This is a genomic window from Proteus sp. CA142267, from assembly GCF_003336825.1.
Classification (GTDB): domain Bacteria; phylum Pseudomonadota; class Gammaproteobacteria; order Enterobacterales; family Enterobacteriaceae; genus Proteus; species Proteus terrae.
Window position 1 is genome coordinate 72312 of the sequence record NZ_QPMG01000011.1, and the last position, 26920, is coordinate 99231.

The window sequence follows — 26920 nt, forward strand, 5'->3', positions numbered from 1 at the left end:
TCTCCTGAAAACACACCTAAAAAATTGAACGCCCTACTTTGTTTGCTAATAATTCAAGTGCTGCACAACCTGCTAATGAGTTACCTGATTTATCCAGCTCTGGTGACCAGACTGCAACCGTAAAAGCATCGGGAACCACAGCAATAATGCCACCACCTACGCCTGATTTTCCGGGAATACCGATACGAAATGCAAATTCACCAGCACCATCATACATGCCACAAGTTAACATTAACGCATTTATTTGGCGGGTTTGTCTTGGCGTAATAATCTGATTTTTATTACCCACACATATACCTTGATTAGCCAAATAGCTAAAACATCGCACTAATTCGGTGCAACTCATCTCTATTGAACAATAGTGAAAATAGGTTTCCAGTACCGTAATAACATCGTTCTCAAAATTACCAAAAGATTTCATCAGATAAGCAATTGAGGCATTTCGATTAAGATGCTCCATCTCTGATTTTGCGACCACTGAGTTATAACAAATATCAGGAGTATCAGTGAGAAAACGGATCACTTCTAACATTCTTTGCTTAGGCGCACTTAAGCGAGACTGCAACATATCAGTGATAACAATGGCACCCGCATTAATAAAGGGATTACGTGGTATTCCTTTTTCCATTTCTAGCTGTATCAAGGAATTAAAAGGCAGCCCCGATGGCTCTTTTCCTACACGTTGCCAAATTTCATTTTCTTCATAACGTGTTAAAGCAAGCGTTAGGCTGAGTACTTTAGAAATAGATTGGATTGAAAAACGCTTATCTGCCATGCCTGATTGATAGAGTTCACCATCAACCGTATAAACAGCCATAGCAAGCTGTTCTGGAGGTACTTGAGCCAATGCGGGAATATAATCCGCGACTTTTCCTTGCCCGATTAATGGGCGAATTTGTTGCAAAATATCTGACAGTAATGCGTTAGATAACGTTGTAGTCACAGTCCCTTCCCCAGACAGACAAGGGCATCCTTTTGGATGCCCTTGTTATTATTTGCTAAATGTATAACTTTCTATCAATCCCACCAAACATCAAATAGTTCAGAGGTTTGTACATCTTGCATTTTGCTTTCTTTTAGGAAGTTTTCGACTAATTGGCGATGCTCTTCTGTACATTTACCAATTTGTTGTAAGCAGATTAAGCCTTCCCAGCTCAGGTAACCACTTGCATCAAATGCCAGCCCGTTTGGCTCAATAACTTTGAGGATCAGTTCATCAACAAAGCGATCTACTTCCTCAATTGGGGTATTTTCTGGGAAAGTCCATTTAACTGAGAAACCTAATTCCTGAAATTCATCGATACGCATTTTTTTGCGTAAGCGGCGACTACGTTGTTTAGCCATTATTTTACCCTCTTAAACATAAGATCCCAGACACCATGCCCTAAACGATGACCGCGTTTTTCAAACTTAGTCACAGGGCGTGTTTCTGGTCGTGGTACATAATCCTGAGTTTCCGACAAATTCTGATAACCTTCAACACTTGTCATTACTTCAAGCATATGTTCTGCATATGGTTCCCAATCTGTCGCCATATGAAAAACACCGTCTAACGTTAATTTTTTTAAAATTAATTCTGCAAAAGGCACTTGAACAATACGACGTTTATTATGACGCGCTTTGTGCCATGGATCAGGAAAGAATAACTGAACCATTTTTAAGCTATTATCTGGGATCATATGATTGAGCACTTCAATCGCATCGTGACACATGACTCTCAGATTGCTTAATTGTTCTTCTTCAGCACTTGCAAGACAAGCACCAACACCTGGTGCATGTACTTCAATACCGAAATAATTATTTTCTGGTGTATTTTTTGCCATAGTCACGAGCGATGCGCCCATGCCGAAGCCAATTTCTAAAATTACAGGCGCTTCGCGTCCAAAAACCTGACTGAAGTCGATGGGTTCCGGTTGATATTCAATGCCAAAGGCGGGCCACTGTGTTTCTAATGCTTGCTCTTGACGAGGCGTTAAACGGCCTTGTCTACGAACAAAACTACGAACGCGTCGTAAAGCACGCCCCTCTTCATTGAATTCCGGAGAAATTACATTCTTGATCATGTCTAATACTGTCAGTCGTTAGGCCAATTATTTACTTAAAATCGTTATAATGTCGCAATAGTGCAACTTAACCGACATTATCCAAAGATCACTAAGTTTAGCAAGAGTCACACATAGAAGCATCACTCTATAAGATAAATATTAAGAGTGTTTACAGTTTATTCTCTCTGTGATGCAATCTTACCTTAATCGGAACATGAGTTAATAAAATAAAACATGATGGAAGCTCTGCAATTTTCGCAAGTCGTACTCAATTGGTATCACAAATATGGGCGTAAAACGCTCCCTTGGCAACAAGAAAAAACGTCTTATCACGTATGGTTATCTGAGGTAATGCTGCAACAAACTCAAGTTGCAACGGTTATTCCTTATTTTGAGCGTTTTATTGCACGTTTTCCTGATGTCAACGCATTAGCTAAAGCCCCTCTAGATGAAGTACTTCATCTCTGGACGGGGCTTGGTTATTACGCAAGAGCCAGAAACTTACATAAAGCGGCACAACACATTGTAGATAAACATCAAGGGCAGTTTCCTGATACCTTTGAGGACGTTTGTGCCTTACCTGGTGTTGGACGTTCAACCGCTGGTGCTATTTTATCGTTATCACTGAAAAAGCCTTATCCAATTCTTGATGGTAATGTGAAACGTGTTTTAGCACGCTGTTATGCCGTTGAAGGATGGCCGGGTAAAAAAGAAGTTGAAAATAAATTGTGGGAGATCAGCGAAAACGTCACCCCAACCGAAGGTGTCGAGTATTTTAATCAGGCAATGATGGATTTAGGTGCCATGGTTTGCACAAGAAGTAAGCCTAAGTGTGAGTTATGCCCATTAAATACTGGCTGTATCGCTTATGCTCAAGATAATTGGGCGGATTATCCTGGGAAAAAACCGAAAAAAGTCATCCCAGAAAAAACAACTTATTTTCTTATTTTACAATATGATAATCTTGTTTGGTTGGATAAAAGACCACCAGCAGGAATATGGGGTGGGTTATTTGCCTTTCCTCAATTTGAAACAAAAGCACTTTTAGAACAGTGGTTAACTAAGCATGGACTTGATAATAATGAATCAGAGCAACTGATTTCATTTAGACATACTTTTAGCCACTTTCATTTAGATATTGTGCCAATTTGCGTAAAACTCTCAGCGTTTACCTCTATGATGGAGGAGCAAAAAGGACTTTGGTATAACTTGCAGACACCTGCGACCGTAGGGTTAGCAGCACCTGTAGAGAACTTACTTAGACAATTAGCCTAAGCTAATACCTGCGATATTGAGGATTTATTATGAGCAGAACTATTTTTTGTACTTTCCTTAACAAAGAAGCTGATGGACTTGATTTTCAGTTGTATCCAGGAGAAATTGGAAAGCGCATTTTCAATGAGATCTCAAAAGAAGCATGGGCTCAATGGATGACAAAACAGACCATGCTTATCAATGAGAAAAAACTTAACACCATGAATCCTGATGATCGCAAACTATTAGAACAAGAAATGGTGAGATTTTTATTTGAAGGCCATGATGTTCATATTGACGGCTACACACCACCTGAAAAATAATATTCACTTTTCCAGAGCCTTTAAGGCTCTGGTATTTTATTCACCATAGCGATGCAATTGACCATGAAAAAAATCCTTCTCTTGCTGATTATCGCCCCTCTACTCATTTCATGTAGTAGTCAACCACCAAAAACATTTGAACCCGATTACGCAAAGGATACCAATGCGTTCGATATTCTTATGGGGCAATTTGCCAATAATATCGAAATGATTTGGGGTATGAAGGAAGTATTAATCGCAGGCCCTAAAGACTACGTAAAATATACCAATGCTTATAAAACACGTAGCCATATTAATTTTGAAGCTGGTACGATCACGATAGAAACTTTAGGTGATGATGCACCTCAATTTCAATTACATAAGGCGATAGTCACAACGTTATTGATGGGAGAAGATCCAGGCTCTATCGATCTCTACTCTGACGTTAATAATATTCCTCACAGTACAGAACCCTTTTTATTAGGACAAGTACTCGATAACACAGGGCAACCTATACGTTGGGAATGGCGCGCCAATAAATTTGCAGATTATCTGATTGCCAATAAATTACAAAAACGTCAATCCGATATGAACACAATTTGGTATGTCACCCTTAATCTTGTTCCTAATCACCTTGATCAACGTGCTCATAAATATTTGCCGCTAGTACAACAAGCAGCAGCTAAATATGGTGTTGAGCCATCATTGATCTTGGCAATTATGCAGATTGAATCCAGTTTCAACCCATATGCGGTGAGTAGTTCTGATGCACTCGGTTTAATGCAGATTATGCCAGCAACCGCAGGTCGAGATGTATTCCGAATGCAAGGAAAATCAGGACAACCAAGTCGTAGTTACTTATTTGATCCTGCTAATAATATCGATGCAGGTGCGGCTTATATTTCGATATTGCAAAATAGTTACCTTGGAGATATCAAAGATCCTGTTTCACGTCGCTACGCCGTTATACAGGCTTACAACGGTGGTGCAGGTAGCGTGTTGCGAATATTCCATAACGATAAGAAACAAGCGGCGGCTATGATTAACAACTTAGAGCCAACACAGGTGTATACCACATTACGTAATAAGCACCCTGCCGATCAATCTCGTCGTTATCTTGAGAAGGTCAGTACAGCTCAACGTAACTATCGTTAGTTGATAATTAGTCTAAAAATAAAGCTTCCTCAATAAATTTGGGGAAGCTTTTTTGTTACTGAAGCTTAGTAAATGGCTTTATCCCACATATTTTTTAAGTATCACAAAAGACTTTCAGCTTTATTTTTACGCATTTCCCGCGACAAATAGCGTTTTATTAATCAATAAGTTTAAAAAAACAGCAGTTGAACGATTTTGTGATAAATAACGTTGACGAGCAAAGCGATATCGGGTTTAATACGCCCCGTTGCCCGAATAGCTCAGTCGGTAGAGCAGGGGATTGAAAATCCCCGTGTCCTTGGTTCGATTCCGAGTTCGGGCACCATATTTCATTTGTTCGTCAGTTAGTTAACTAACTGAGAGGGCAATCAAGAGCTGAAAATATAATTTGACACTGTCACTTTATGTTGGAACTCTTAAACTAAACAGTCTTGCTCAAACCAAGGCTGTTTTTTTTATTTGTAACTTTTACTTTCTTTCCTAATCACTGTCAAATCTTGATACTCCTCCTGTTATTTTCATCACATCAATTCCGCTTCAAGTATGTCTCGCAAATTATCAACACTTTCATCAATGTATTCTAATGTCGATGTAATGCTGGCATGTCCTAATAGCCTTTTCACAACATAAAGATTACGTTCTGGTGATTGCATCATATGCGTTGCGACGGTATGTCGAAAACGGTGAGGTGATACAATAAAATTACATTCCGATAAGCGCTTGAAAAATGAACGTAACGGGTATTCTCCCATCGTCTTGGGATGTTTCTTTCTTTTCATTAAATCAAACCACCCAACATTAAATACTTGATCTATCAGTTCTACACCTACCTTTTGTGCTTCTTTCACTAAATTTTCTAGTGATGGGTATAATGCAGAAACAATCGGTACCCGATGTTCACGATGATTTTTAGCCCCCTCCTCACATAGATGGATCCACTTCTCTTCAAGATTAATATCCCCCAATCTAATATGCAGAAGTTGCCCTTGGCGAATAGCGGTATAACGAAATACATTCATTGCCGTCATCCAAAACCACGCTGGATATAATGCATTTTTTCGTCCATCACACACGTAACCATAACTTTGCTTTTCTTCAAGTTCTAGATAGTGCGCCATTCGACGATACATATCATCCATCTGTGATTTAGTCAGAACCTTTTTCTTTTTGGTTCCCGCACGAACTACCGTACCATTAAAAGGATTCTTTTTATGGGGTAATAATCCTTGTTCTATTCCAAAATTAAACAATGCTCTCATATGAGTCACTTTATTATTCCATGTTCTACTTGAGCGTTTATTGTCACCTAAAACAATATATCACCATTGAAGGACTGTTAATTGATCAACCTGGTTCCACTCCATTAAGGGTGCGTAACCATCTAGGTGCTCGCATTTCAGCAACAAAGTAATTAATTAAATCATTCAATAACCAGATAAGACTTTTACCCTTCTCACTTGAAAAACCTAATTCTGCAAGAAATTGAGTCAGCGTAATGCAATGCTGGCAAAGTTCAGTACATTCAAAATCAAAGCGAGGAAGGCTTGGCGGTATTTTATTGGTAATAAAACATTTCACCAAATGAGGAGGGATAGGCTCATCTAACGTAGATTGCAAGAGTGTTAAACAGGCATTAAGACGGCAACATAATGCCATTTGAAGTGCAAGATCATCAAACTTAATCAATGCATCTACAAAAGTATCGCAATAATCAACGAGTGTTATGAAATCTGTTGTGGAATCGAACTGAATAGCAAGTAATGGATGAGTTGGGTTAGGGGTCGTTGCCATATTTAGGCATCCTCAGTGAGTGGTATTAATTTCCACCACTGGAGAGGCTAATCTCATAGGTGGTGGAACTGAACAAGGTTAGCCTTACCGACCTCACTGACGTCGGCGCGTCTTTCGACGCCCTCATCCAGCCCACCATTGAGATGTAGCAGAATGCAAACACATAATGTGAGTACATTGTGTGTTGTCAGTGAAGTATTTTTCAGGAGGCTAATCCCGACACCTGATTTTGCAGGTGCGAGTGAAAGATACCGTGATTAATCAACGGGAGCAAGACTGTTTTAGTGGAATTACTATTATTATTTTCTATCTCTGATGGATATTTCACCAAACAATTTAATAAGCAAATGCCACATTGCAAATTCATTGTAAAATCTTTATACAACAACCAGTAATGTATTTTCAGCAGGCTTATTATTGCTTGTGAATATTTTATTTGCTGGAATTAAGTAGCCACTTAATTTTTTAAATTGCCCTTCTAATAATTCATTTTGAAAGAGCCGACAAGTAAACATATTACCTCGATCATGACGATGATATTTCAGTCTCTCAAACGCTTTTTGAAGCTTACTTTTATCTTGTTTAGGTAATTTCATTTCAGCTAAAAACACATAAAAAATATTGGGAGTAACGATAAAAACATATCCTGCAATAATATGAATTTGTGCATTAGGTTGGTTTATAGAGAGATGACCATTCACACAACGCTCAATTAGCCACTGCCAAAAGGCATCACCCATATCGATGATTTGATTATCAGTAGGGGGTAATTGCATTCCTGATATCACGGTAGGCTCTTTTTTTTCTAGAGATATACTTTCTGATAATACATCGCTTTCAAGCAATGATATCTCACTTTGAGATGGTGCAAGCGTTAAAGTAATCGCTTTAGAAACAATTTCGTCTACGATACCTGTTTGTTCTCTAAATCCTGTTAAATACATTGATAGCGCCTCAAGCGCTTTAGGATATTGACTTAACCAATTTATTGCATCGGGTGGAATTATTTTCCATGCGAGCATCGCGCCAAAACATCTCATTTGATTTTGTGATATTTCAGCGATAAATCGAAATCGATAAGGCTCCGTTAATGGCTTCTGCAATGGAAACCATCGTTTTCCACTTTTGAATTCAACTTCAAAATGACATAAGCAAAAGCGTGCTGTTTGCGCGTAGCGTCACTTGGTATCGCTTACGCATTTACACAAGTGACGCTGCCTCGTTCCTATCGCTTAATGCTCCTCTTGCTGATGTCTTTATGACATCAGTCATAACAGAGTGCTTCAAATAGCGCAGGTGGTATCTTCATTATTTGTATTATCTAGCAGTTATCACCCGAGGATATCCATCTATCAGATAATGATGATGTTAGCTTGCAATTGCCCTAAGACGCTTCTTTTAAATCGCGAGTGTAATAATGAACACTGAAGCATTGGCTGTTGTTAAGAACAACGAGGTAATATTTGAAGAGTAAACGATAGGGATACTTAGTAGGTAGGTTTAAATAGAGTTGTAATGATTCATACTTAAATTTATAAAAATAAAATTTTTCTTAACTCAAAAATGATAACCAACAAAAATAATAAGAAAAAATAAAATTTAAATAGGCGATAACATTCAACACCGCCTAAAAATATAAATAAAAAATAATGAATTTTAGCTTTTATTTATATACTTTTAACCACCAGTTTTCTTAACCAAAACCCAAGTTACTGCTGTTTTGTGGTCAGGATGAGGTGGCATCTTATTACCAACCCCGATTGAACGTGTCACAGTTTTATCTGATTTTAACGCCCAGGTTCCGCCCTGAGGGCAGACTTCACCTGTTTTTGCTTCCATAAATTACTCCTTTTTTTCAATAAACAGGAACTGATACCTTTTATATAAAAGGTGCACTTATAGTATGTGCTTATGGATTACAAATCAATAAGAAAAACTAATTATTAATCCAATTCAAAGAAATAAGAAATTCATTATTTGATTAAATAAAATAATGTTTTAATTCTATATTACTTCTTATAAGAGCCCTTCATCTCAATATTTTTAACCACATACATCATTACCGAACCACCTTGAGCACCAGCTTGTTGTGCACCTTTTGAACCACTTGAAATGGCTGAAGACACAGCAAATCCAAGATTTACCCCACTCCAACTTACAGCACCAAACCAAAAAAGCGGTAATACGATATACATAGCGCCGAGCAACAGAATCAACGGAATGATGATAATCAAAGCCATTAGTAAAATCGCATGGATCATCGGTAAACCTTGGCGTAATGCATCAAAAGCAGGTAGCTGTGTCGTTTGAGCTAAGAATGTACCTAAACTGCTGATAGCCTACTTTATTCCTGTATCAATACTTGTGCTTTGCCCTTGCTGGTTCCCCATCATATAAGTGTCACTGTAAGCACACCGGTAGTTGTAGTAGCTGCTTCGGATATATCGGCGACATCTTTGACTGTACGTCCGGCTTCAACGGACTTCAGAACGGCGATAATCTGATGTTCAGTAAATCGAGCTTTGGGCATAGCGATCTCCGTAGGATACATATAAGTATGGACAAAGAGCTCTGAAAGTGAATGGGACTTTTTTCCGGGATACTTACAAACCCTTCTCTTATTTGAACAATTCGCATAAGTAGACCTTCTTAGATACTGTTGTATAAAGAAAGCAGAGTGGCAGGAAAAAACTGGCTAAGCAGTAGAAAATCAGAAATGGGAAAGTGGAAGTTTTATAGGGAACTAACGCCACAGCGGGGAAATAAAATTTCTTGTTATTTTAAATAATGATGAACTTTGTGGAATAATAGAGAAATCACATCGTAGATATTAGAACAATGTGTACATAACACATTGTTCTAAAAAATTACCACATAAAATTATACTTTCTTAGTCGAATATTTTCCATACACTCAGTGACAATTAGTGCCTTTAATGAGATACATCTAATAAATCAGAAATAACAAGTACAGCATTCAGGAAATATAAAATGACAACTTGATAGACTACAAAGGCCTTACTACGCTATTTTTTATATCTCATTCATAATAAATTCACTATTTCTTGGATATTTAAATATTTTCCTCGTAATATATAACTGTCTAATATAATCAATAAATGAATTTTTACCATAAATGAGAAAGATAGAGCTATCATTAAACTAAAAAAACTAATGGTTCTTGCTGAGCGAGCAAGTAATGAAAATGAAGCTAGTAATGCATTTTCAAAAGCTAGGGCTTTTATGAAAAAGCATAACATATTCTTATCCGAGATTTATAGCCCAATCTCAAATGATAATGAACAACAAAGACGTGAAGAACAACAAATAATTGAGGAACAAAGAAAATTATGGGAAAACGGAGAATATATAAAAACAGACAGTAACAAGGATAAATATTCAGATCTCGATGATGCTTTCACTAGTTATCGAAAGTCAATTGAAAATAAAATAGAAACTAGAAATGAAAGAGTAAAATTAATTCCTAGTATAATCCTATCTACATTGCTATTGACATTATTTATATATGTAGGTTTTATTGCATGAGAAGGAATTATCCCTCATATAATTATTACTATTTCAAACCTAAATATATTAAATTAACTTAAACATCAGCAACTCCATCGCATCTCAATTAATAAAAAGGAATAATCCCTAAAAATACTTCTTAAAGCTCCCCACTTTCACACAAATAGCCTTACCTATCAACAAGATAGAAGGTAACAACAAGAGATTCGGATAAACTGCAAATGGTAGTGATATACAAAGATAAAGAGCAAAAAATAGACAACCATATCGAGTAATATCTTTATTACTTGATCCTATAAATAACTCACCAAGAAAATATTTATCACCAAATTTAAATATAATAAGACAACTACTAACAATAAAGTAAATAAACAATAGACATATTAAATTTAAAATTCAAATCCCTTTATTAAGAAGGTAAAGTTGCAACTTATATAATATATAAAAAAGTAAAAACTAAGATATATGAAATAGAAAAATCTCCAACCAGGAAATAGTGATAACGCATCAAAATCACTCACTTTTATTCTCTTTCTTATATAAACAGCATGCGGAATAAATAGCCATATCAACGCCTAGAGTACTACATAATGTACCGATAGACCCACACAAAAAACCGACTTGCTTGAGTACTAATTTATTTTTTCTCTCATTTTTTCAATTTTATTAACAAATATTATCAATAGTTAATAACTACTTTTTCAATTTACCTGAAAATAAAATCCTATATTATTAGAATAAAATAAAAAATTAACTTTAACTAAAAATATATAAGATAAGATATTTATCTTATTAACAATATTATTTTTAACATCATTAAAATTCATTAACTCTATTTTATATAAAGATTTAAATTTATCATGAATAATATTTCATTCTACTAAAAACCACTATTAATACTAATTCTTATTTTCATTTAAAAATGAAAATTTAAAACATATACTCTTTTATATATTTAAAATAAAAGCGATCTATTTTATAACATTTATCATACAAATTAAATTCATTTAAGAAATACTCTAGATATATATCTCCTTTTAATTAATACCTACCTCACAAAATATGAAATTCACCTTAATTATCATTGACGAAATATAGCTACAGCAGTAAATATAATAAGCAATGATCATAAAAACAGTGACCATCTTTGAAGATGGCTTTTTTAATCCTTAAACTGTCTCATTTTTTAGACAAAGAGATATTACAGAAACCACGGGAGAATTCTCTTATGACTCAACAAGATACAGCAACTCATTATTCAATTGATGATATGAAAGCGTTAATTGAAACAATGCAAATTTATAAAAAAGATAACAGTGGCAAAGGGATCACTCGTATTGCCTATGGCGAAGAAGATGAAGCCGCCCATCTGTATCTTGCTAGTTTAATGAAAGAAGCTGGGCTTGAAGTTTATCGTGATGGTATTGGTACACTTTACGCTCGCTTACCCGGTAAAGATCGCTCACTCCCTGCAATAGGTACTGGTTCTCACCTTGATACTGTACCTCAAGGTGGTGCTTATGACGGAGCTTTGGGTGTTATCGCTGGGTTTTATGCCTTAATGCAATTCAAACCACAACAACTTAAACGAGACCTTGAACTTGTTGTTTTCCGTGCAGAAGAATCTAGCCGTTTTGGCTTTTCATGTATTGGCAGTAAGGTTTTAACAGGCAAAATAGATAGAGCTCGCTGGGAACAAAATAGAGATGACGACGGCAATAATTTCTTTGAAGTTCTAAAATCTTTAGGCTATCAACATGATAATCTTGATGATTGTTTAATCACAAAAGATCGTTTTAGTGCCTTTGTTGAGCTTCATATAGAGCAAGGCAAACGCCTTGAGAATGACAAGAAAACTATCGGTATTGTCAACGGAATAGCTGCACCAACTCGTTTCTCGGTTACGGTTAATGGCCATGCAGATCACTCTGGAGCCACACCAATGTACCAGCGCCAAGATGCTCTAGTTGCGAGTGCGGGTATTATTACAGATATCAATCGTGCAGCATGTACTGAAGCCGTTTATGGCACTGTAGGTACAGTGGGTAAACTCAATGTTGTACCAAACTCCATGAACGTCATTCCAGGACAAGTAAAATTCTCTGTTGATATTCGTGGTATTGATATTGAAAGTATTCAACGTGTTGTACAACGCCTCAATAATAGTGTTGAGAAAGCAGAAAAAGATTTTGGTGTCTCTATTGATGTTCAACCGATTTCTGCTGAATCGCCAGTAAAACTAGATGATTCAATTTGCCAAGTTATTGAAAGCTTATGCCAAAAACACGATATCAACTACATGACCATGCTAAGTGGTGCAGGCCATGACTCAATGAATATGGCGCCACTTTGTCCAACTGCAATGATCTTTACACCATCTGTTGCCGGTATTAGTCATCATCCTGATGAATTTACCGAATTTAGTGATATTGCTGTTGCTGCAGATTTATTAGCAGAAACATTAGGCACACTTGCTAATCAGTAATTTCTAACTATTTGTTTTAAAAGGTTGATAGCATCCTTCCCCTTGGTTGCTTTTAACCATAACTTATCAAAAAGAGATTGATATTGAAATATCGCCTCAGTTGAAGAAGTCACAGTCGCTATGCCCGTACTGACATTAGGAAACTCACCTAAACGGAACGGGCTAACGGCTAAAGAAAGAGGTACTTTATCTTGATAAAATAATTGGAAAGTTAAAGACGGCATAGTATCTGAAATGATTGCAATATTAAGATAACTATTTTTTTGTTCTAACTTTTCAATTAAATGAAGAATCTCATTTTTTGCTCGTTGTTTTCTTTCTTGTTGCACTGTTTTAGTTAAATTGACCGAACCTAGCATGCCAACATAAAGAAATTTTTCAATTTGCTGTTGGCTAATAAGGTTATAAATATAGGGGGAATGTAAGGACTGATGTTTCTTACGCTCTTTTAAGATAGACAAAACTTCTTGTTGTTTTTCAGACAAAAGATTTAAGGGTGAAGCCTCTGTTAGCATTTCCACCAATGTTTTGTCATAACAATCTGAAGTTAATAAGTAAGAGAAAGGTTCGAAGTGGGTGTAAATATGTGAGGATTGAGTTTCAAGCTGGCGCATTCGTTCAAAAAAGCCATTTGCACTTGAATAATATTCAGTATTAATGCCCAACAAACTGGTTAACGAGGTATTTAATAATCTAGCAAGATTATCAAGTGTCTCAATTTTAACAATTTCGCCTTTTTCTAACCGATATACAGCGGCACGAGAAATACCCAAGCTTTCTGCTACATCTTCAGCTTTTAATGAGGAGGCGATGCGGTAAGCACGCAGGCGATAGCCAATGGCTTGGTAATCTATTTTTTCTCTAGGTATGTAAGGCATATTTATAATTAGCTCCCAAATGCACAAAGTACTAGGGTAAAGTAACAGCACAACAATAAGACGTTAGTTCAGATAGTTTAAATTAAACCCAAAATAAAAAGAATCACCTTCCTCACAATGAGGTAAATAAAAGAAATTTGCAGTAAAAAGTTAGTCTATTTCAATAAACCTGCTTTTAGCAGGTAACCTCACCAGGGGAAAAGCAGTAAAAATTAACAATAAAAAAACAAAAAGTGCTGTTAATGGATATAACAGCACTTTTTTATTCACTATTATCCACCGATTAACAATCATTAACTCAATAAAATATCAATTAAAAATATATAAATTGCGTATTAACCCCTTTTCAATTACAAATATAAATACACAAACAAAAAACATACAATATCAGCATTATACAATAATAAACTTTATCACCTTTTATTCAAATACCAATTCACAAGATTAATTAGCCTTAAAATTATTTAAAATATCTCTTTTTTGAAAGGCATTTAGCGAGTTATCGATAAACTACTAGCTTCTTAAAAATGAGGATTAATCATGAATAGATATTTAAAACATATTTCACCTAATTTTCATTATATTTACAACATAATGAAAATAAATGAATCAACTAATAAATGGGAAAATTATAATATTGAAAAAGGTTATACTGAAATAACCTATAGTTTTCCTAACTGGTCAATATTAAGAGGTGATAAATATAAAACACTCACAACATTCAATGAAAAAGGAAAAGATTTAGTTAGAGCAAAACTTCAGCAATGGGAAGAAGTTGCCAATATTAAATTTATTGAAGTAAAAAGTGAAAAAGATACAGACATTAAATTTGGAATTTATAATAACATTAATGAGATAGGAAGTTATACAAGCTATTCAACAAGAGGATTTGCCTATCATCCAAACAATCTAGAAAAAAATAATAAAATAGAAAAAAATAAAATAGAAAAAGTTGAAGACTATAGTTTTAGTGGACAAATTTGGATAAATATTTCCGACATGAGTATTATTGAATACATTAGAAAATCAACAATAACCCCAGAACAAAAAATAATAGTAAACAACTTTAAATCCAAAGCAAATATTATTGATTATGTAGTTGAAGAAAATAATGATTATTATTTAATACTAAAAAATAATAATGCTTTGGCTCATATTGATAATACAGAAAATATATTCAAAAATAGCTCCGAAATACAACGAGTAATTAATCATGAAATAGGCCATGCTCTTGGTCTAAAACATACATTTACAAGACAAAAAACAACTGACTGTGAAGAAAACACCACTAAATATTCAATAATGTCATATAACTATCCTGAATTTAAACATGCTGATTTTAAAGGTATGTCTCCTTTAACACTACAGTTAATGGATACTTACGCTATTCAAGCAACGTATGGACAGAATAAATTCACACATATTGGTAATACCACTTATGGTTTTAATTCTAATACAAAAAAAGAACATTATTCATTAAATACCTCTGAAGATAAAATTATTACATGTATTTGGGATGCAGAGGGAATAGATACATTAGATTTTTCAAAATATTCAGTTGACCAAAAAATAGATCTTAGTGAAGGAAGTTTTTCTGATGTGGGAGGATTACGAGCTAATATTTCTATTGCCTATGATACTGTTATTGAAAATGCAATAGGAGGCAGTAAATCAGATATCATATCTGGAAATGATGTTAATAACAGACTATTTGGTAAGCTTGGTGATGATACTTTATACGCTAAAGGAGGTAATGATTTCTTATATGGTGGAGAAGGAAATGATTATCTTTATGGAGAAGAAGGAGATGATCTCTTATATGGAGAACAAGGCGATGATTATCTAATGGGTTCCGAAGGCAACGATTACCTATCTGGTGGACAAGGAAATGATTATCTTTGGGACTCAGAAGGAAATAATATTCTTTATGGCGGGTTGGGTAATGATATTTTACTCAGTGCTAAAGGTAATGATGTACTTAATGGAGGTGAAGGTAATGATTATTTAGATGCAGGGATGGGCAATAACCAATTAACAGGAGGTGCAGGTTATGATACCTTTAGCTTTAATAGTAAAGATAATAATTCCTCAAATTTAATTACTGATTTTCAATCTGGCATTGATAAAATATATTTTTATAAAAATATAGATAATAATAAGGCTATAAATAATATTAATATTGTAAATTCAAATAGTCTAAATAATAATGAAGGCAATCTTTATTATGACAATATTAAAAACATTACAATGTTAAAAATAAACACAGCAGAAACCTCAGAATCTAAATATTTAAATATTAATATCATTGGTAAATACGAATATGAAGATTTATTCTGTTAATTAAAACACAAGCATTTTTTCATATATTACTTGATGAGAAATCATCAAGTAATATATTAAGCGCCTTTAGTTTCAAGGGAATATTTCATAAAACACAGTGTATTTTTTAAAGATAAAAATCTTATTGTTTAAAATAATAATAAGGTTTTTTACATGGGGAAATTTCATAATAAAGGATATTAATACATTATGAGTACGACTCATCAAGATACCTCTTTAGAAAATTTAGAAAATAATGATATTATCAAGCTAATAAAGAGCTTTAAACCACTGCGTAGATGGAAAAAGCATGATCATAATAGTGATTTTACTGAAGTAACATATAGCTTTCCCGATTGGAGTGATTTAAGAGAAAATGAATATAAAACAATTACAACATTAAACGAACATCAACAAGAAGTTGCCGAAAAAATATTACAACTGTGGTCTGATGTTGCAAAAATTAAGTTTATTAAGAAAGATAACAAATATGACACCAATGTTAAATTTGGTGTTTATAATAATGTAAATGAGATAACAAAAGACACATCTCACTTAGTGAAAGGTGTTGCAACATTCCCATTAAATAATACAGATCCCAGTAAGAAAATAGAAAAAATCACTGATTACAGTAATGGAGGACATGTTTGGATTAATATATCCACAACTATACGTATAAAAAAATTCAATAAAAATAAAATAACACCAGAGCAAAAAAATGAAATAGATGCATTTAAAGAAAAGTCAGATAATATAAATCACTATTATATAGAAACAGATTCACATATTACTTTATATAAAAATAATAATAAAGATGGTCATATAAATAATAAACCTATAATATTTCAAAAAGGAAATAAAGAAACTCAAACTTATATACATGAGATTGGACATGCTCTTGGTTTACCTCATACCTTCAGAGGAAATAATTGTAATAATCCTGATATTGAAGAAAATAGTTTTAAATATTCAGTGATGACATATCGTTACCCAAAAATAGAAGAGGCAGATTTGGGTGGTCTTTTTCCTATGTCTCCATTATTAATCGATATATATGTCATTCAAAAATTCTATGGAGTAAATTTAACGACTCGAACAGGTAATACTATTTATGGTTTTAATTCTAATACACAAAGAGACTGTTATAGTTTAACTACACCAGACGATGTTATTATTAGTTGTATTTGGGATGCCGGAGGTGTTGATACTCTTAACTTTTATAAATATAACGCAAGACAAAAAATAGATCTCAATGAAGGTGCTTTTTCTGACATTGGAGGATTACGAAGTAATCTCTCTATCGCATATGGTGCTGTCATTGAGAATGCAATTGGTGGTATTAATGATGATATTATTATTGGTAATCGCACTAATAATCATCTTTATGGTAATAACGGTAACGATACTATTTATGGTAATAAAGGTAATGATGTCCTTTATGGTGGGAAAGGCAATGATTGGCTTTATGGTGGCGAAGATGATGACATCCTATATGGCTCTGATGGAAATGATATTCTTTGGGATGATAAAGGATGTAATCAATTCAGTGGTGGAAAAGGAAAAGATATATTTATATTAGGTCTTAACAATCATAATAACCGTAATAAAATTATGGATTTTAATATAAATGATGATCGCTTGTTATTTTCTGATATGAATAAAGATATATTCAGCATTAAAGATTTAATTGAAGATAAAAAAATTATTATTTCAATAAATTATCACAATATAGAAAACACTACTCAACTCTCCATTTCAAAAGAAATACAATCTACAAAGTATATTCACACAATCGATCTTGTGGGAAATTTTATTTTTGATGATATATTTAACAGCTAAAAATAAAATTAAGTTAAACTTCAAATAACTTAAAAATATGACTTAGATTAATAAAATATAAGATTTAAGTTATATTCATATCAATAAAAATAACAAAATAAAACAATAACAATAAAAAAAATACCTCTCGGAAAAATAACGATAATTTTATTTACTTAATTAAATTATTCTGACTTAAAACACACCTCACTTCACAATTATTTAAAAACATATTTTCCCCCTCTGGATTAATATCAATAAATAGCTATCTTTATTATTTCTGGCGCTCGCCAGATAATTAAACTATTTTCAACATGAAAATAAACTTAACCTAAACTTGATATCCGGAGGATATTATGGGTTCTTCTTTATTAAAAAAAGCAGTGGGACTATCTAATGTTTCTGATTTATTAGATAAGAGTGGAATTTTTTATAATTTCTCAGCTAAGACTCTACCTTCTTTTGATTATGATACTGCAGGAAAACATATAGCACGTGAAAATTCCACATGGAATGGGAAATATGTTATCGGTCAAGCAGCAGAAGTAACATATTCATTCCCAACTTGGGCAGGTAAAAAGTTTAATGACTTTGGTGATAAAAATCCCTATGGATTTAATTCAACACAGAAAGAACATGCAAGACAATCTTTAGATGCATGGTCTGATATCGCAAATATTAAATTTACAGAAGTAGGACCAAATGTAAAATCAGATATTACTTTTGGGAATATTACTGATCCATATGGCAAGTTCCAAGCTTATGCAACATTACCAAACACCCATGATTATTACGGGCGTGATGTTTCAGGCCAAGCTTGGTTTAGTGATTATTATTATGCGGGTAATACAACGCCTGAATTAGGTAATTATGGTCGCTTAACTATTATCCATGAAATTGGTCATGCACTCGGTTTAATGCATCCCGGAGATTATAACGCAGGACAAAATGTACCAGGTTATTTAAAATCTGACTACGCTGAAGACAGCCGCCAATATACTGTTATGAGTTATTGGGATGAATATGAAACAGGCGCACACTTCCAAGGTGCTTATGCAGGTGCACCTTTACTTCATGATATTTCAGCAATGCAATACCTCTATGGTGCAAATAAAACAACCAGAACAGGTGATGATGTTTATGGTTTCAATTCAAACACAGGTATTGATTATTACACAGCAACAAGCAGTAACGATAAATTAATATTCTCCGTTTGGGATAGCGGTGGTAACGATACTTTTGACTTCTCAGGATATTATCAAGATCAAGTTATTGATTTACGTGAGAGTCATTTCTCTGATGTTGGCGGACTACAGAAAAACGTTTCTATTGCACAAGGCGTTACAATAGAAAATGCAATCGGTGGCTCAGGTAATGATATTATCTATGGAAATGATGCTGATAATATTCTCATCGGTGGTGGCGGTAACGACATACTGTATGGTGGCGGTGGTCAAGATACATTATGGGGTGGTACAGGTAGTAATACCTTTGTTTATAAAGAGATCTCTGACTCTTTAATCTCTGCCGCTGACAAGATAATGGACTTCAAATCAGGTATTGATAAGATTGATTTATCAGAATTAATCGAAAATACCTTTAGCCAAAAATTCCTTAATTTTGTTGATAATTTTACAGGTCGCTCAGGTGAAGCAACCATTAAATATGATCAAGCAACAAACTCAAGTGAACTTGCTATTAATGCTTATGGTTATGGATATAGCCCTGATTTCAAAATTGACATTGTAGGATTTGTTAATTACGAAACTGACTTTATTGTTTAATTTGGCATTGGGTAGGAGAGAAGTATTTCTCCTACTTTTTTTACCAATACGGAGCTATTTTTATATTCTTTTATTAAAAAAAAGATAGATTTATCACTCCGCATTGATAGAAAAAATGCAGTAAATAGCAATAAACAGATAGGAATAAAATCAGGAATAACATTATGCCAGAAAGCAAACACAATAATGAAATAACAAATATTATAAAAGAGAGAAAGAAAGTATTTCTTTCCATTGGAATATTTACAGCCTTAATAAATATTTTAATGTTAGTTCCTTCCATTTATATGTTGCAAGTTTATGATCGAGTCTTACCTTCAGGTAATGAAATGACTTTATTAATGCTAACGCTCATTATGTTAGCATTATTTATTTTTATGGGAGGATTAGAGTATTTAAGAAGTATTATTGTCATTAGAATGAGCAACAAACTAGATTTATCTTTAAATTCAAGAATTTACACTGCCGCATATCAAGCAAAATTGAACAAAACTCCCGGCATTAACTCCTCTTTAGCATTTAATGACTTAGTGACTATTAGGCAATTTATTACAAGTCATGCTATTTTTGCTTTTTTTGATTTACCTTGGTTCCCTATTTATCTTCTTGTTATCGCATTATTTAATCCATGGTTAGGATTATTTGCATTATGCGGTGCACTCGTTTTATTTTCGTTGGCAATTCTTAATGAATATTTATCTCGATCATCATTAAAAAAGGCCAATGAATTTGCTAATCAAGCACAACTAATACAAGGCTATCATTTTGAACATCCACAGCCTATTGAAGCAATGGGAATGCTAGGTTATTTACGAAACCAATGGCAAATTGCTCACTTTAAATATCTACAAGCACAAACTCATGCAAGTGATAATGCAGCTGGTGTCAATGCAATAACAAAAGTCACCCGAATGGCACTGCAGTCTTTAATGTTAGGATTAGGCGGATGGCTAGCAATAGATAATACAATTAGCCCAGGAATGATGATCGCAGGATCAATACTATTAGGTCGTGCTTTAGCCCCAATTGAACAAGTAATTGGTGTATGGAAAAACTGGGATAGTAGTAAAGAAGCTTATAAAAGATTAACCACGCTACTAAACGCGTATCCTGAAGAAAATAAAAAAATGGCGCTACCTGCCCCTAAAGGTGAATTAACGGTCAATATTAATCAAGCTCAATACCCTCAAACGGAACGTACTCTATTAAATAATATTCATTTTTCACTAAGCCCAGGTGATGTACTTGGTATTATTGGCCCTAGTGCTTCAGGAAAATCCTCTTTAGCTAAATTTATTGTTGGCATATGGGAAGTTAAAACTGGTGCCATACGCCTTGATAATGCAGATATATATCAATGGAATAAAAGTGAAGTTGGTCAATATATTGGATACCTTCCACAAGAAATCGCCCTTTTCCCCGGTACAATTGCCGAAAATATTGCACGTTTTTCTGAGATAGATCCTCAAAAAGTCACTCAAGCTGCAATGATGGCAAATGTTCATGAGATGATTTTACGTTTTCCTGATGGGTATGAAACCGTTATTGGTGCTCATGGGGAAGGGTTATCAGGAGGACAACGACAACGTATAGCGTTAGCTCGCGCATTGTATGGAAATCCTGCTTTAGTTGTTTTAGATGAGCCAAATTCTAATTTAGATGATTTGGGCATTAAAGCGTTAATGCAAGCAATTCAAACGCTTAAAAAAAACAAGAAAACCGTTATATTAATTACGCATCAAAAACAATTACTCTCAGTGACCAATAAACTCTTAGTTCTTTTCGATGGTCACACTAAATTATTTGGCTCTACAACAGCAGTTATTGCTGAGTTAAATAACTCATCAGCAATAAAGAGTGCGCCAACGCCAGCAACCACACCTATTACTCAAAGCAATATTTAATATTAAGAAGACTATTATGATCACAAAAAAAAATGAAATCGATATTGTTCATGGAATTTCAGATGATCCTAGAAAATTCTTAATAATAGGATGGTCAGTTATTCTTTTAGGTCTTGCTATTTTTATTTTTTGGGCAGCTTTTGCTCCTTTAGATAAAGGCGTATCTGCTAAAGGAAATGTCTCAATTTCAGGTAATAAAAAAACTGTTCAAGCATCAGTAGAAGGCATTATTACTGATATTTTAGTGAAGAATGGAGATAGCGTAACCGAAGGCCAAACACTTATTCAATTAAGTCCTATTCAATCAAAAGCTTTAGTAAAATCCTTATCAGAACAATATGATAATTTACTTATTACTCAACAGCGCTTATATGCTCAATTGAATGAAAAAACAGAGTTCACCTTAGATCTTAATGAAGAATATTACTCTCCTTCAGAGAATTTAAATAAATTATTACTGCTTCAAAACAAATTACTTAATGAAAAGTATATTGAATTGCATAGTGAAATAAATGGCTATAACGCTATTATTGATGGAGTTTCTAATCGTTTAATTCATTTAAAAAAATCCACTCAAAATAAACAGCATCAAATTAATAGCTTACAAAATCAAATCAAAGATTTATACACACTTGCTAATGAGGGCTATATTCCTCGCCATCGTTATCAAGAAATTGAGCGTGAACTCGCTGAAAATAATAACCATCTCAATGATACACTTGGGCAAATAAGTACATTAGAAAAACAGAAGTTGGAATATGAGCAAAAAATATTGCAACGCAATGCTAATTTTTACCAATCAGCACGTACTGAACTTAATCAAGTTCAATTACAAATAAGTGAAACAGAAAAACAACTTATTATTGAAATAGATAAACTGAAAAAAATGCAAATTACTGCCCCAATTTCAGGAATAGTAATGGATTTATCTGTTTTTACTCAAGGTGGTGTAGTAAGAACAGGTCAAACATTAATGGAAGTTGTTCCTCAAGATCACCAATTAATTATTGAGGCTCGTTTAGCCCCTCATCTTATTGATAAAGTTACCCTTGGCCTTCCTGTTGATTTAATGTTTAGTGCATTTAATCAAAATACAACGCCTAAAATCCCCGGAGAGGTAACGTTAATTTCAGCGGATAGACTTCTCGATGAAAGAACGACAGAACCTTATTACCAAGTGTTTATTAATGTTAAAGATAATGCGCTTCTTGAAGACAATAAAAATAAATTAAAGGCAGGAATGCCAGTTGATGTATTTATTAATACAGGTGATCGCTCATTACTAAATTATTTATTCAAACCTGTTTTAGATAGGATCCATACTTCATTGACGGAAGAATAATGATGCAAACAAAAAAACTCTCTGCCATTTTATTTATATGGATGTTAAGTTTTCACTCTTTTGCCATCAGTTTGTCTGATCTCTATTTCTTAGCAGTAAAAAATGATCCTACGTTTAATGCTGCGATTAAAGAACAGGTTGCGGGGAAAGAGTATGAAAATATTGGATTATCTCAATTACTTCCAAGTGTACATGTAAACTATCAAAACAACCCAAGAAATTGGCAACGAAAAGTTTACCCTATTAATACAAATCAAGGAGAAATGGAACGAACCGAATATCAGAATTATCAAAGTCATTCTGTCAGTGCCATTATTAGCCAACCACTCTTTGATTACACGGCATTTAGCGATTACAAATCATCAGTAATTAAAACATTATTATCTGACAGTCGTTATCAAGTTAAATTTTCTGAGCTTGTGATCAGATTAGTAGATAATTATATAGAATTGGCTTATGCACAGGATAAATTATTATTAAATCTTTCACAGCAAGATATTTATAAAAAACAGCTAATATCAAGTCAGCGTTTATTCGAATTAGGTGAAGGAACAAAAACAGATATTTCAGAGATCCAAACACGATTATATTTAACTCAATCTCAATATACAGATATCCAGCTTGAGTTAGATAATGCTAAAAATAAACTAAGTTCAATGATTGGTACATCACTTCCTTATGCAGAGCATATAGCAAAATTAAGCAATAATAGTTTTATATTACAACCTATCACACCTAAGAATTATGAATCATGGGAAAATGAGGCTATGCAAAGCAACCTCAATATTCAAACAGCTCGTTATGAAATGGCAATAGCAAAACAAGAAGTAGAAAAAAATAGAGGTGAATTTTTCCCAACAGTGCAACTCTATGCTTCTTATTCTAATAGTGATTCCGATAGTAATAATACCGTAAATCAGAAATATCAATCAGCGAACGTTGGTTTTTATGTCAGTTTGCCTTTATTTAATGGTGGAAAAACAACAGCTTCAATGCGCCAATCTACTGCACTATATCAAATGAGTGCTTTTGAAAGAGATGCCATTATCCAGCAAATTAAACAAGAACTACGTCATCAATACCAAATATGCACAACGAGTAATATTAAATTGAATGCCTATGAGCAATCTGTTTCTTCTGCTAAATTGCAACTAGATGCAACTCAAAAAAGTTATATTGGTGGGCAAAGAACAATGGTCGATGTTCTTAATGCTGAAGAATTATTATATCGCGCTCAACAGGATTTAATTAAAGCTAAATATGATTATATTCAGGCTTGGACATTATTACATCAATATACTAATACATTGGATACTGAAAAAATAAAATTGATTGAAGGTTATTTTCAATAGAATTGCTAAATTTTTTAATAAGAAAGATTAATATAATTATAAAAGTCCTAGATCGCGATAGATATAGGACTTTTAATTATAAGCAACTGTTGATTACTTATTTTAGCTAGCGGGTATCATCACTTCTTTTTAGTACCGTACAACGTTAATACACGGTGAGTAAGAGCAATTGATGCTAGACCGATAAAACATTCAGCTAGGAAAATCAGCATAAATTACCCCCATTCATAAGTACATTTTGTTTGGGCGGGGGTTCTGATAAAGTAAAGTGACTTGTCATATAGTGCTTAGCTAACTCCGATTTAATGGACACATTTTAAACCTACCATTAAAACTAAAAAGAGCAAAATATATTTCTCAACAAAATCCATTTTTTGGCTTTGATCACATAAAAACAACACAAAAAATCAAATTGATGTCATTTTAAAGCTGAAACTAAATTTATTTTCTCTTTTATAACCGTCTCTTGGAAAATACAAATAGAGTTTTAAATCAATTAATTAAAGAAAATGAATGTTAAATCACCCTGTTTTTCTACAATAGGTTTTACCTTTAACTGACTTATAACAGATAATATTTCTTTTCGCTCTGGTCGGACTAAAACAATCGCAAGCCCTTGATAGTTATTCTCTTCAATTAAGTTAACTAACTGCTTAAGATCATAATATTTATTTTGCACATCAGAATATGCCAGACCATAAGCAAGCTCCCCTTTCGTCTCTGTTAAACGAATATCAGTGCGTTTTAAACTCCATGCTAAGGACGTGCCAATCCCGACTTCATCAGTTAAAATATAAGGCTTATCTGCTAGCTCACTGTAATAGTGATTAATTGCTTTTTCAGGGGTGCTTTTGCTTTCAACTTTATGAGGAATGGCATACCCAATTACTAGACTTAATCCTATCGAGCAGAATAAAGTCAGTAAACGTGTGGGTTTAAAGAGTGAAGCAATTCCCATCACACTCCAAAATAAAAAGCCCACAATACCCAGCAGCGCTTTATATTGTTCATTTGTTTCATATAACGTAAATCGTGAAGAGAACAGCGAATAAGCAATAATAGAAACGCCTATAAGCCCAAAAACAGTATTTATGATCGCATTGATATTATGAATTTTTTCATTTTGTTTATCTTTTAGCTCTTCCATGTAATGTGCAATCAATATAGAGAGTGGCACAAAACAAGGTAACATATAGGTTAATAACTTACCGCTGGAGGCAGAAAAGAATGCAAAAAATAGGAATAACCAAAACGAAAAATAAAGCGTTCCCTTTTTCAAAAAAATAGCTGATTTAAGAGCGCCAAATAAGAACCCTAACCACGGCAAAATACCCAAAACAACAATAGGTAAATAAAACCACATAGGTTGCGATCTTGCTGAATCCTTTTCAACAAAGCGTTGAACGTGTTCAATCCAAAAGAAGTAGTGCCAATAATCAGGAGCTTGAAGTGCAACAGAAATCACCCAAGGACCCGCAATAACAAGCATTGAGATAAGCGCTATTGGCGCATAACAAAGGACTTCTTTAAAACGAGATAAGCTAATTGCGGTTACAACAAAAACTAACGCAGGTAATACAACAGCAATAAAGCCTTTAGTTAAAAAACCTAATCCACAGAAAATACCGACTAAAATATAAGCACTGATTTTTGACTTTCTATTTTGTGCAGATAATCCACTTAAAAAGTAATACATCGCGATAGTGACAAACATTGTCACGATAGGATCAAGAATATTGTAGGTACCAATTGCTAACACAAGAAACGAGGATAAAAAGACCACTAGTGCATTAAACGCCAAAGTACGGTTATGCCAAACTAGCATAGTGGCACGATAAACAAATAAGCCGGTTAATAAGGTTGAAGTCACAACAACAATACGAACAGAAAAATTACCTCCGCCAAATAGCCATTGTGCAATGCTGTTTAACCAATATCCCAATACTGGCTTTTCAAAATAGCGAATATCCAGCATGTAAGGTACAGACCAGTTTCCTGATACCAGCATTTCTCGGCTAATTTCAGCATAGCGGATCTCATCGGGTTGCCAGAGTAACCGCGTTTCTAGAGGAATTAAATAAGTTAGAAATATAAAAATAAAAAGTAGAAACCATTTATATCTTTCTACAAAGTCAACACGCATATATTCCCCATTAAAATAAAACAATATCACTTTATACGAACTATTCACTTAGAATAGCTATCCTATAAAAGATTCAATTATTATTTATTAAATTATAATTAATTATTATTTTTAACCAACTAAAATGATGTTTAATAAACATTTTACCCATATAAATCAAAACAATAAAACAGCCTCATTAGAAATTAAAATAATGAAAGATTGATATTTTATTAAATAACAGGCGTCTTTTTATCAAAAGATTATCTAGATAGTATTAAAACAAAACATAGAGGATAACAGTTAAATATAAACAGAAGGTAAACAAAACCTATAAATAAAAAAACCAGAATGAACTAATTCTGGTTTTTGATTACTTTGTTTAATTATATGATGATAAAAATCTTATTTACTAAACTCTTTAAAAGCGCCCATGGTGTTGGATGCATACATAACTGAAGGGCCACCGCCCATATAAATAGCAACACCTAATGCTTCAGCAAGTTCTTGTTCTGTTGTGCCAAGCTCTACAAGTGTTTTTGTATGAAATCCAATACAACCATCACAACGATTCGCAACAGCAATTGCAATGGCGATCAATTCTTTTGTTTTTGCATCTAAAGCGCCTTCTTTACCACCCGCTTTTGTCGTGCTCATAAACGCTTTCATCACTTCTGGAATATTTTGAGACAATGCCCCCATGTTACCTGCAATGTCTGTTACTATTTCTTTGTACTTGCTCATTTTGGAGTCCTTAATAATATATCTATTTATATAATATAAAAATATAATATCAAATTATATAATCTAAGCAAGTCAATTTAATTTGTGGTGATCTTTTC

Annotated in this window: 22 protein-coding genes, 1 tRNA gene and 3 pseudogenes; 12 read left to right on the top strand and 14 right to left on the bottom strand. The window is 33.7% G+C overall.

What is annotated here, in order from left to right; translation table 11 throughout:
* Window positions 1-16: 16 nt before the first annotated feature.
* The 3 genes from glsB to trmB form a co-directional block, all read right to left on the bottom strand.
* Window positions 17-943 (bottom strand): glutaminase B, encoded by a 927-nt coding sequence (glsB, locus tag C0T34_RS15875; protein WP_098943969.1) that lies wholly within the window; start codon window positions 941-943, stop codon window positions 17-19.
* Window positions 944-1017: 74 nt separating this feature from the next.
* Complete coding sequence (locus C0T34_RS15880) at window positions 1018-1344, bottom strand: YggL family protein (RefSeq protein WP_023581025.1); 327 nt, start codon at window positions 1342-1344, stop codon at window positions 1018-1020.
* Window positions 1344-2063 carry a tRNA (guanosine(46)-N7)-methyltransferase TrmB gene (gene trmB, locus C0T34_RS15885; protein WP_088493525.1) on the bottom strand — a complete coding sequence of 240 codons (720 nt, stop codon included), beginning with the start codon at window positions 2061-2063 and terminating at the stop codon, window positions 1344-1346. The genes C0T34_RS15880 and trmB overlap by 1 nt, the downstream gene beginning before the upstream one ends.
* Before the next feature lie 216 nt (window positions 2064-2279).
* Here trmB and mutY point away from each other — a divergent pair, with 216 nt between their 5' ends.
* From mutY to C0T34_RS15905, 4 genes are all read left to right on the top strand, one after another.
* Window positions 2280-3320 (top strand): A/G-specific adenine glycosylase, encoded by a 1041-nt coding sequence (gene mutY, locus C0T34_RS15890; protein ID WP_098943970.1) that lies wholly within the window; start codon window positions 2280-2282, stop codon window positions 3318-3320.
* Window positions 3321-3349: 29 nt separating this feature from the next.
* Window positions 3350-3622: an oxidative damage protection protein gene (locus C0T34_RS15895; RefSeq protein WP_098943971.1), complete on the top strand. Its 273-nt coding sequence runs from the start codon at window positions 3350-3352 to the stop codon at window positions 3620-3622.
* 63 nt (window positions 3623-3685) lie between these two features.
* Window positions 3686-4756: a membrane-bound lytic murein transglycosylase MltC gene (gene mltC / locus C0T34_RS15900; protein WP_109850459.1), complete on the top strand. Its 1071-nt coding sequence runs from the start codon at window positions 3686-3688 to the stop codon at window positions 4754-4756.
* A gap of 249 nt (window positions 4757-5005) precedes the next feature.
* Window positions 5006-5081: transfer RNA gene (locus C0T34_RS15905), tRNA-Phe, on the top strand.
* 196 nt (window positions 5082-5277) lie between these two features.
* Here C0T34_RS15905 and C0T34_RS15910 read toward each other — a convergent pair.
* The 7 genes and pseudogenes from C0T34_RS15910 to C0T34_RS18440 form a co-directional block, all read right to left on the bottom strand.
* Window positions 5278-6015: a site-specific integrase gene (locus C0T34_RS15910; RefSeq protein WP_109850443.1), complete on the bottom strand. Its 738-nt coding sequence runs from the start codon at window positions 6013-6015 to the stop codon at window positions 5278-5280.
* A gap of 85 nt (window positions 6016-6100) precedes the next feature.
* Complete coding sequence (locus tag C0T34_RS15915) at window positions 6101-6547, bottom strand: hypothetical protein (RefSeq protein WP_109850444.1); 447 nt, start codon at window positions 6545-6547, stop codon at window positions 6101-6103.
* Window positions 6548-6924: 377 nt separating this feature from the next.
* Window positions 6925-7323 carry a DNA-binding domain-containing protein gene (locus C0T34_RS18420; protein ID WP_343224040.1) on the bottom strand — a complete coding sequence of 133 codons (399 nt, stop codon included), beginning with the start codon at window positions 7321-7323 and terminating at the stop codon, window positions 6925-6927.
* A gap of 117 nt (window positions 7324-7440) precedes the next feature.
* Window positions 7441-7680 (bottom strand): annotated as a pseudogene (locus C0T34_RS18425) (TraI domain-containing protein); the annotation flags it as partial.
* 544 nt (window positions 7681-8224) lie between these two features.
* On the bottom strand, window positions 8225-8386 hold the full coding sequence (locus C0T34_RS18235) for a hypothetical protein (RefSeq protein ID WP_192940894.1): 162 nt from the start codon (window positions 8384-8386) through the stop codon (window positions 8225-8227).
* Window positions 8387-8556: 170 nt separating this feature from the next.
* Window positions 8557-8742, bottom strand: a complete 186-nt coding sequence (locus C0T34_RS18355) for a hypothetical protein (RefSeq protein WP_239450337.1) — start codon at window positions 8740-8742, stop codon at window positions 8557-8559.
* A 254-nt stretch (window positions 8743-8996) separates the two neighbouring features.
* Window positions 8997-9077: pseudogene (locus C0T34_RS18440) on the bottom strand (transposase); the annotation flags it as partial.
* A 625-nt stretch (window positions 9078-9702) separates the two neighbouring features.
* Here C0T34_RS18440 and C0T34_RS15930 point away from each other — a divergent pair.
* On the top strand, window positions 9703-10092 hold the full coding sequence (locus C0T34_RS15930) for a DUF2786 domain-containing protein (RefSeq protein WP_226892402.1): 390 nt from the start codon (window positions 9703-9705) through the stop codon (window positions 10090-10092).
* Between the two features lie 108 nt (window positions 10093-10200).
* On the opposite strand, the pseudogene C0T34_RS18360 reads toward C0T34_RS15930, so the two are convergent.
* Window positions 10201-10356: pseudogene (locus C0T34_RS18360) on the bottom strand (DUF4400 domain-containing protein); the annotation flags it as partial.
* A gap of 946 nt (window positions 10357-11302) precedes the next feature.
* Here C0T34_RS18360 and C0T34_RS15940 point away from each other — a divergent pair.
* Window positions 11303-12559, top strand: coding sequence for a Zn-dependent hydrolase (locus C0T34_RS15940; protein WP_098943978.1), 1257 nt, complete (start codon window positions 11303-11305; stop codon window positions 12557-12559).
* On the opposite strand, the gene C0T34_RS15945 is transcribed toward C0T34_RS15940, so the two are convergent.
* Window positions 12553-13437 (bottom strand): helix-turn-helix transcriptional regulator, encoded by an 885-nt coding sequence (locus C0T34_RS15945; RefSeq protein ID WP_109850448.1) that lies wholly within the window; start codon window positions 13435-13437, stop codon window positions 12553-12555. The genes C0T34_RS15940 and C0T34_RS15945 overlap by 7 nt on opposite strands.
* Window positions 13438-13977: 540 nt before the next feature.
* Between C0T34_RS15945 and C0T34_RS15950 the strand changes: the two genes are divergently transcribed.
* From C0T34_RS15950 to C0T34_RS15975, 6 genes are all read left to right on the top strand, one after another.
* Window positions 13978-15777, top strand: coding sequence for a M10 family metallopeptidase C-terminal domain-containing protein (locus C0T34_RS15950; protein ID WP_109850449.1), 1800 nt, complete (start codon window positions 13978-13980; stop codon window positions 15775-15777).
* Window positions 15778-15966: 189 nt separating this feature from the next.
* Complete coding sequence (locus C0T34_RS15955; protein ID WP_109850450.1) at window positions 15967-17595, top strand: M10 family metallopeptidase C-terminal domain-containing protein; 1629 nt, start codon at window positions 15967-15969, stop codon at window positions 17593-17595.
* 335 nt (window positions 17596-17930) lie between these two features.
* The gene (locus tag C0T34_RS15960; protein WP_098943982.1) at window positions 17931-19358 is read left to right on the top strand and encodes a serralysin family metalloprotease; all 1428 of its coding nucleotides are present in this window, start codon (window positions 17931-17933) and stop codon (window positions 19356-19358) included.
* A 164-nt stretch (window positions 19359-19522) separates the two neighbouring features.
* On the top strand, window positions 19523-21262 hold the full coding sequence (locus C0T34_RS15965) for a type I secretion system permease/ATPase (RefSeq protein ID WP_109850451.1): 1740 nt from the start codon (window positions 19523-19525) through the stop codon (window positions 21260-21262).
* A gap of 16 nt (window positions 21263-21278) precedes the next feature.
* The gene (locus C0T34_RS15970; RefSeq protein ID WP_109850452.1) at window positions 21279-22604 is read left to right on the top strand and encodes an HlyD family type I secretion periplasmic adaptor subunit; all 1326 of its coding nucleotides are present in this window, start codon (window positions 21279-21281) and stop codon (window positions 22602-22604) included.
* Window positions 22604-23956, top strand: coding sequence for a TolC family outer membrane protein (locus C0T34_RS15975; RefSeq protein ID WP_109850453.1), 1353 nt, complete (start codon window positions 22604-22606; stop codon window positions 23954-23956). Before C0T34_RS15970 ends, C0T34_RS15975 begins: the two co-directional genes overlap by 1 nt.
* Before the next feature lie 496 nt (window positions 23957-24452).
* Here C0T34_RS15975 and arnT read toward each other — a convergent pair whose 3' ends face one another.
* Window positions 24453-26099: a lipid IV(A) 4-amino-4-deoxy-L-arabinosyltransferase gene (arnT, locus tag C0T34_RS15980; RefSeq protein WP_109850454.1), complete on the bottom strand. Its 1647-nt coding sequence runs from the start codon at window positions 26097-26099 to the stop codon at window positions 24453-24455.
* 384 nt (window positions 26100-26483) lie between these two features.
* Complete coding sequence (locus tag C0T34_RS15985; protein WP_023581047.1) at window positions 26484-26822, bottom strand: carboxymuconolactone decarboxylase family protein; 339 nt, start codon at window positions 26820-26822, stop codon at window positions 26484-26486.
* Between the last annotated feature and the right edge of the window lie 98 nt (window positions 26823-26920).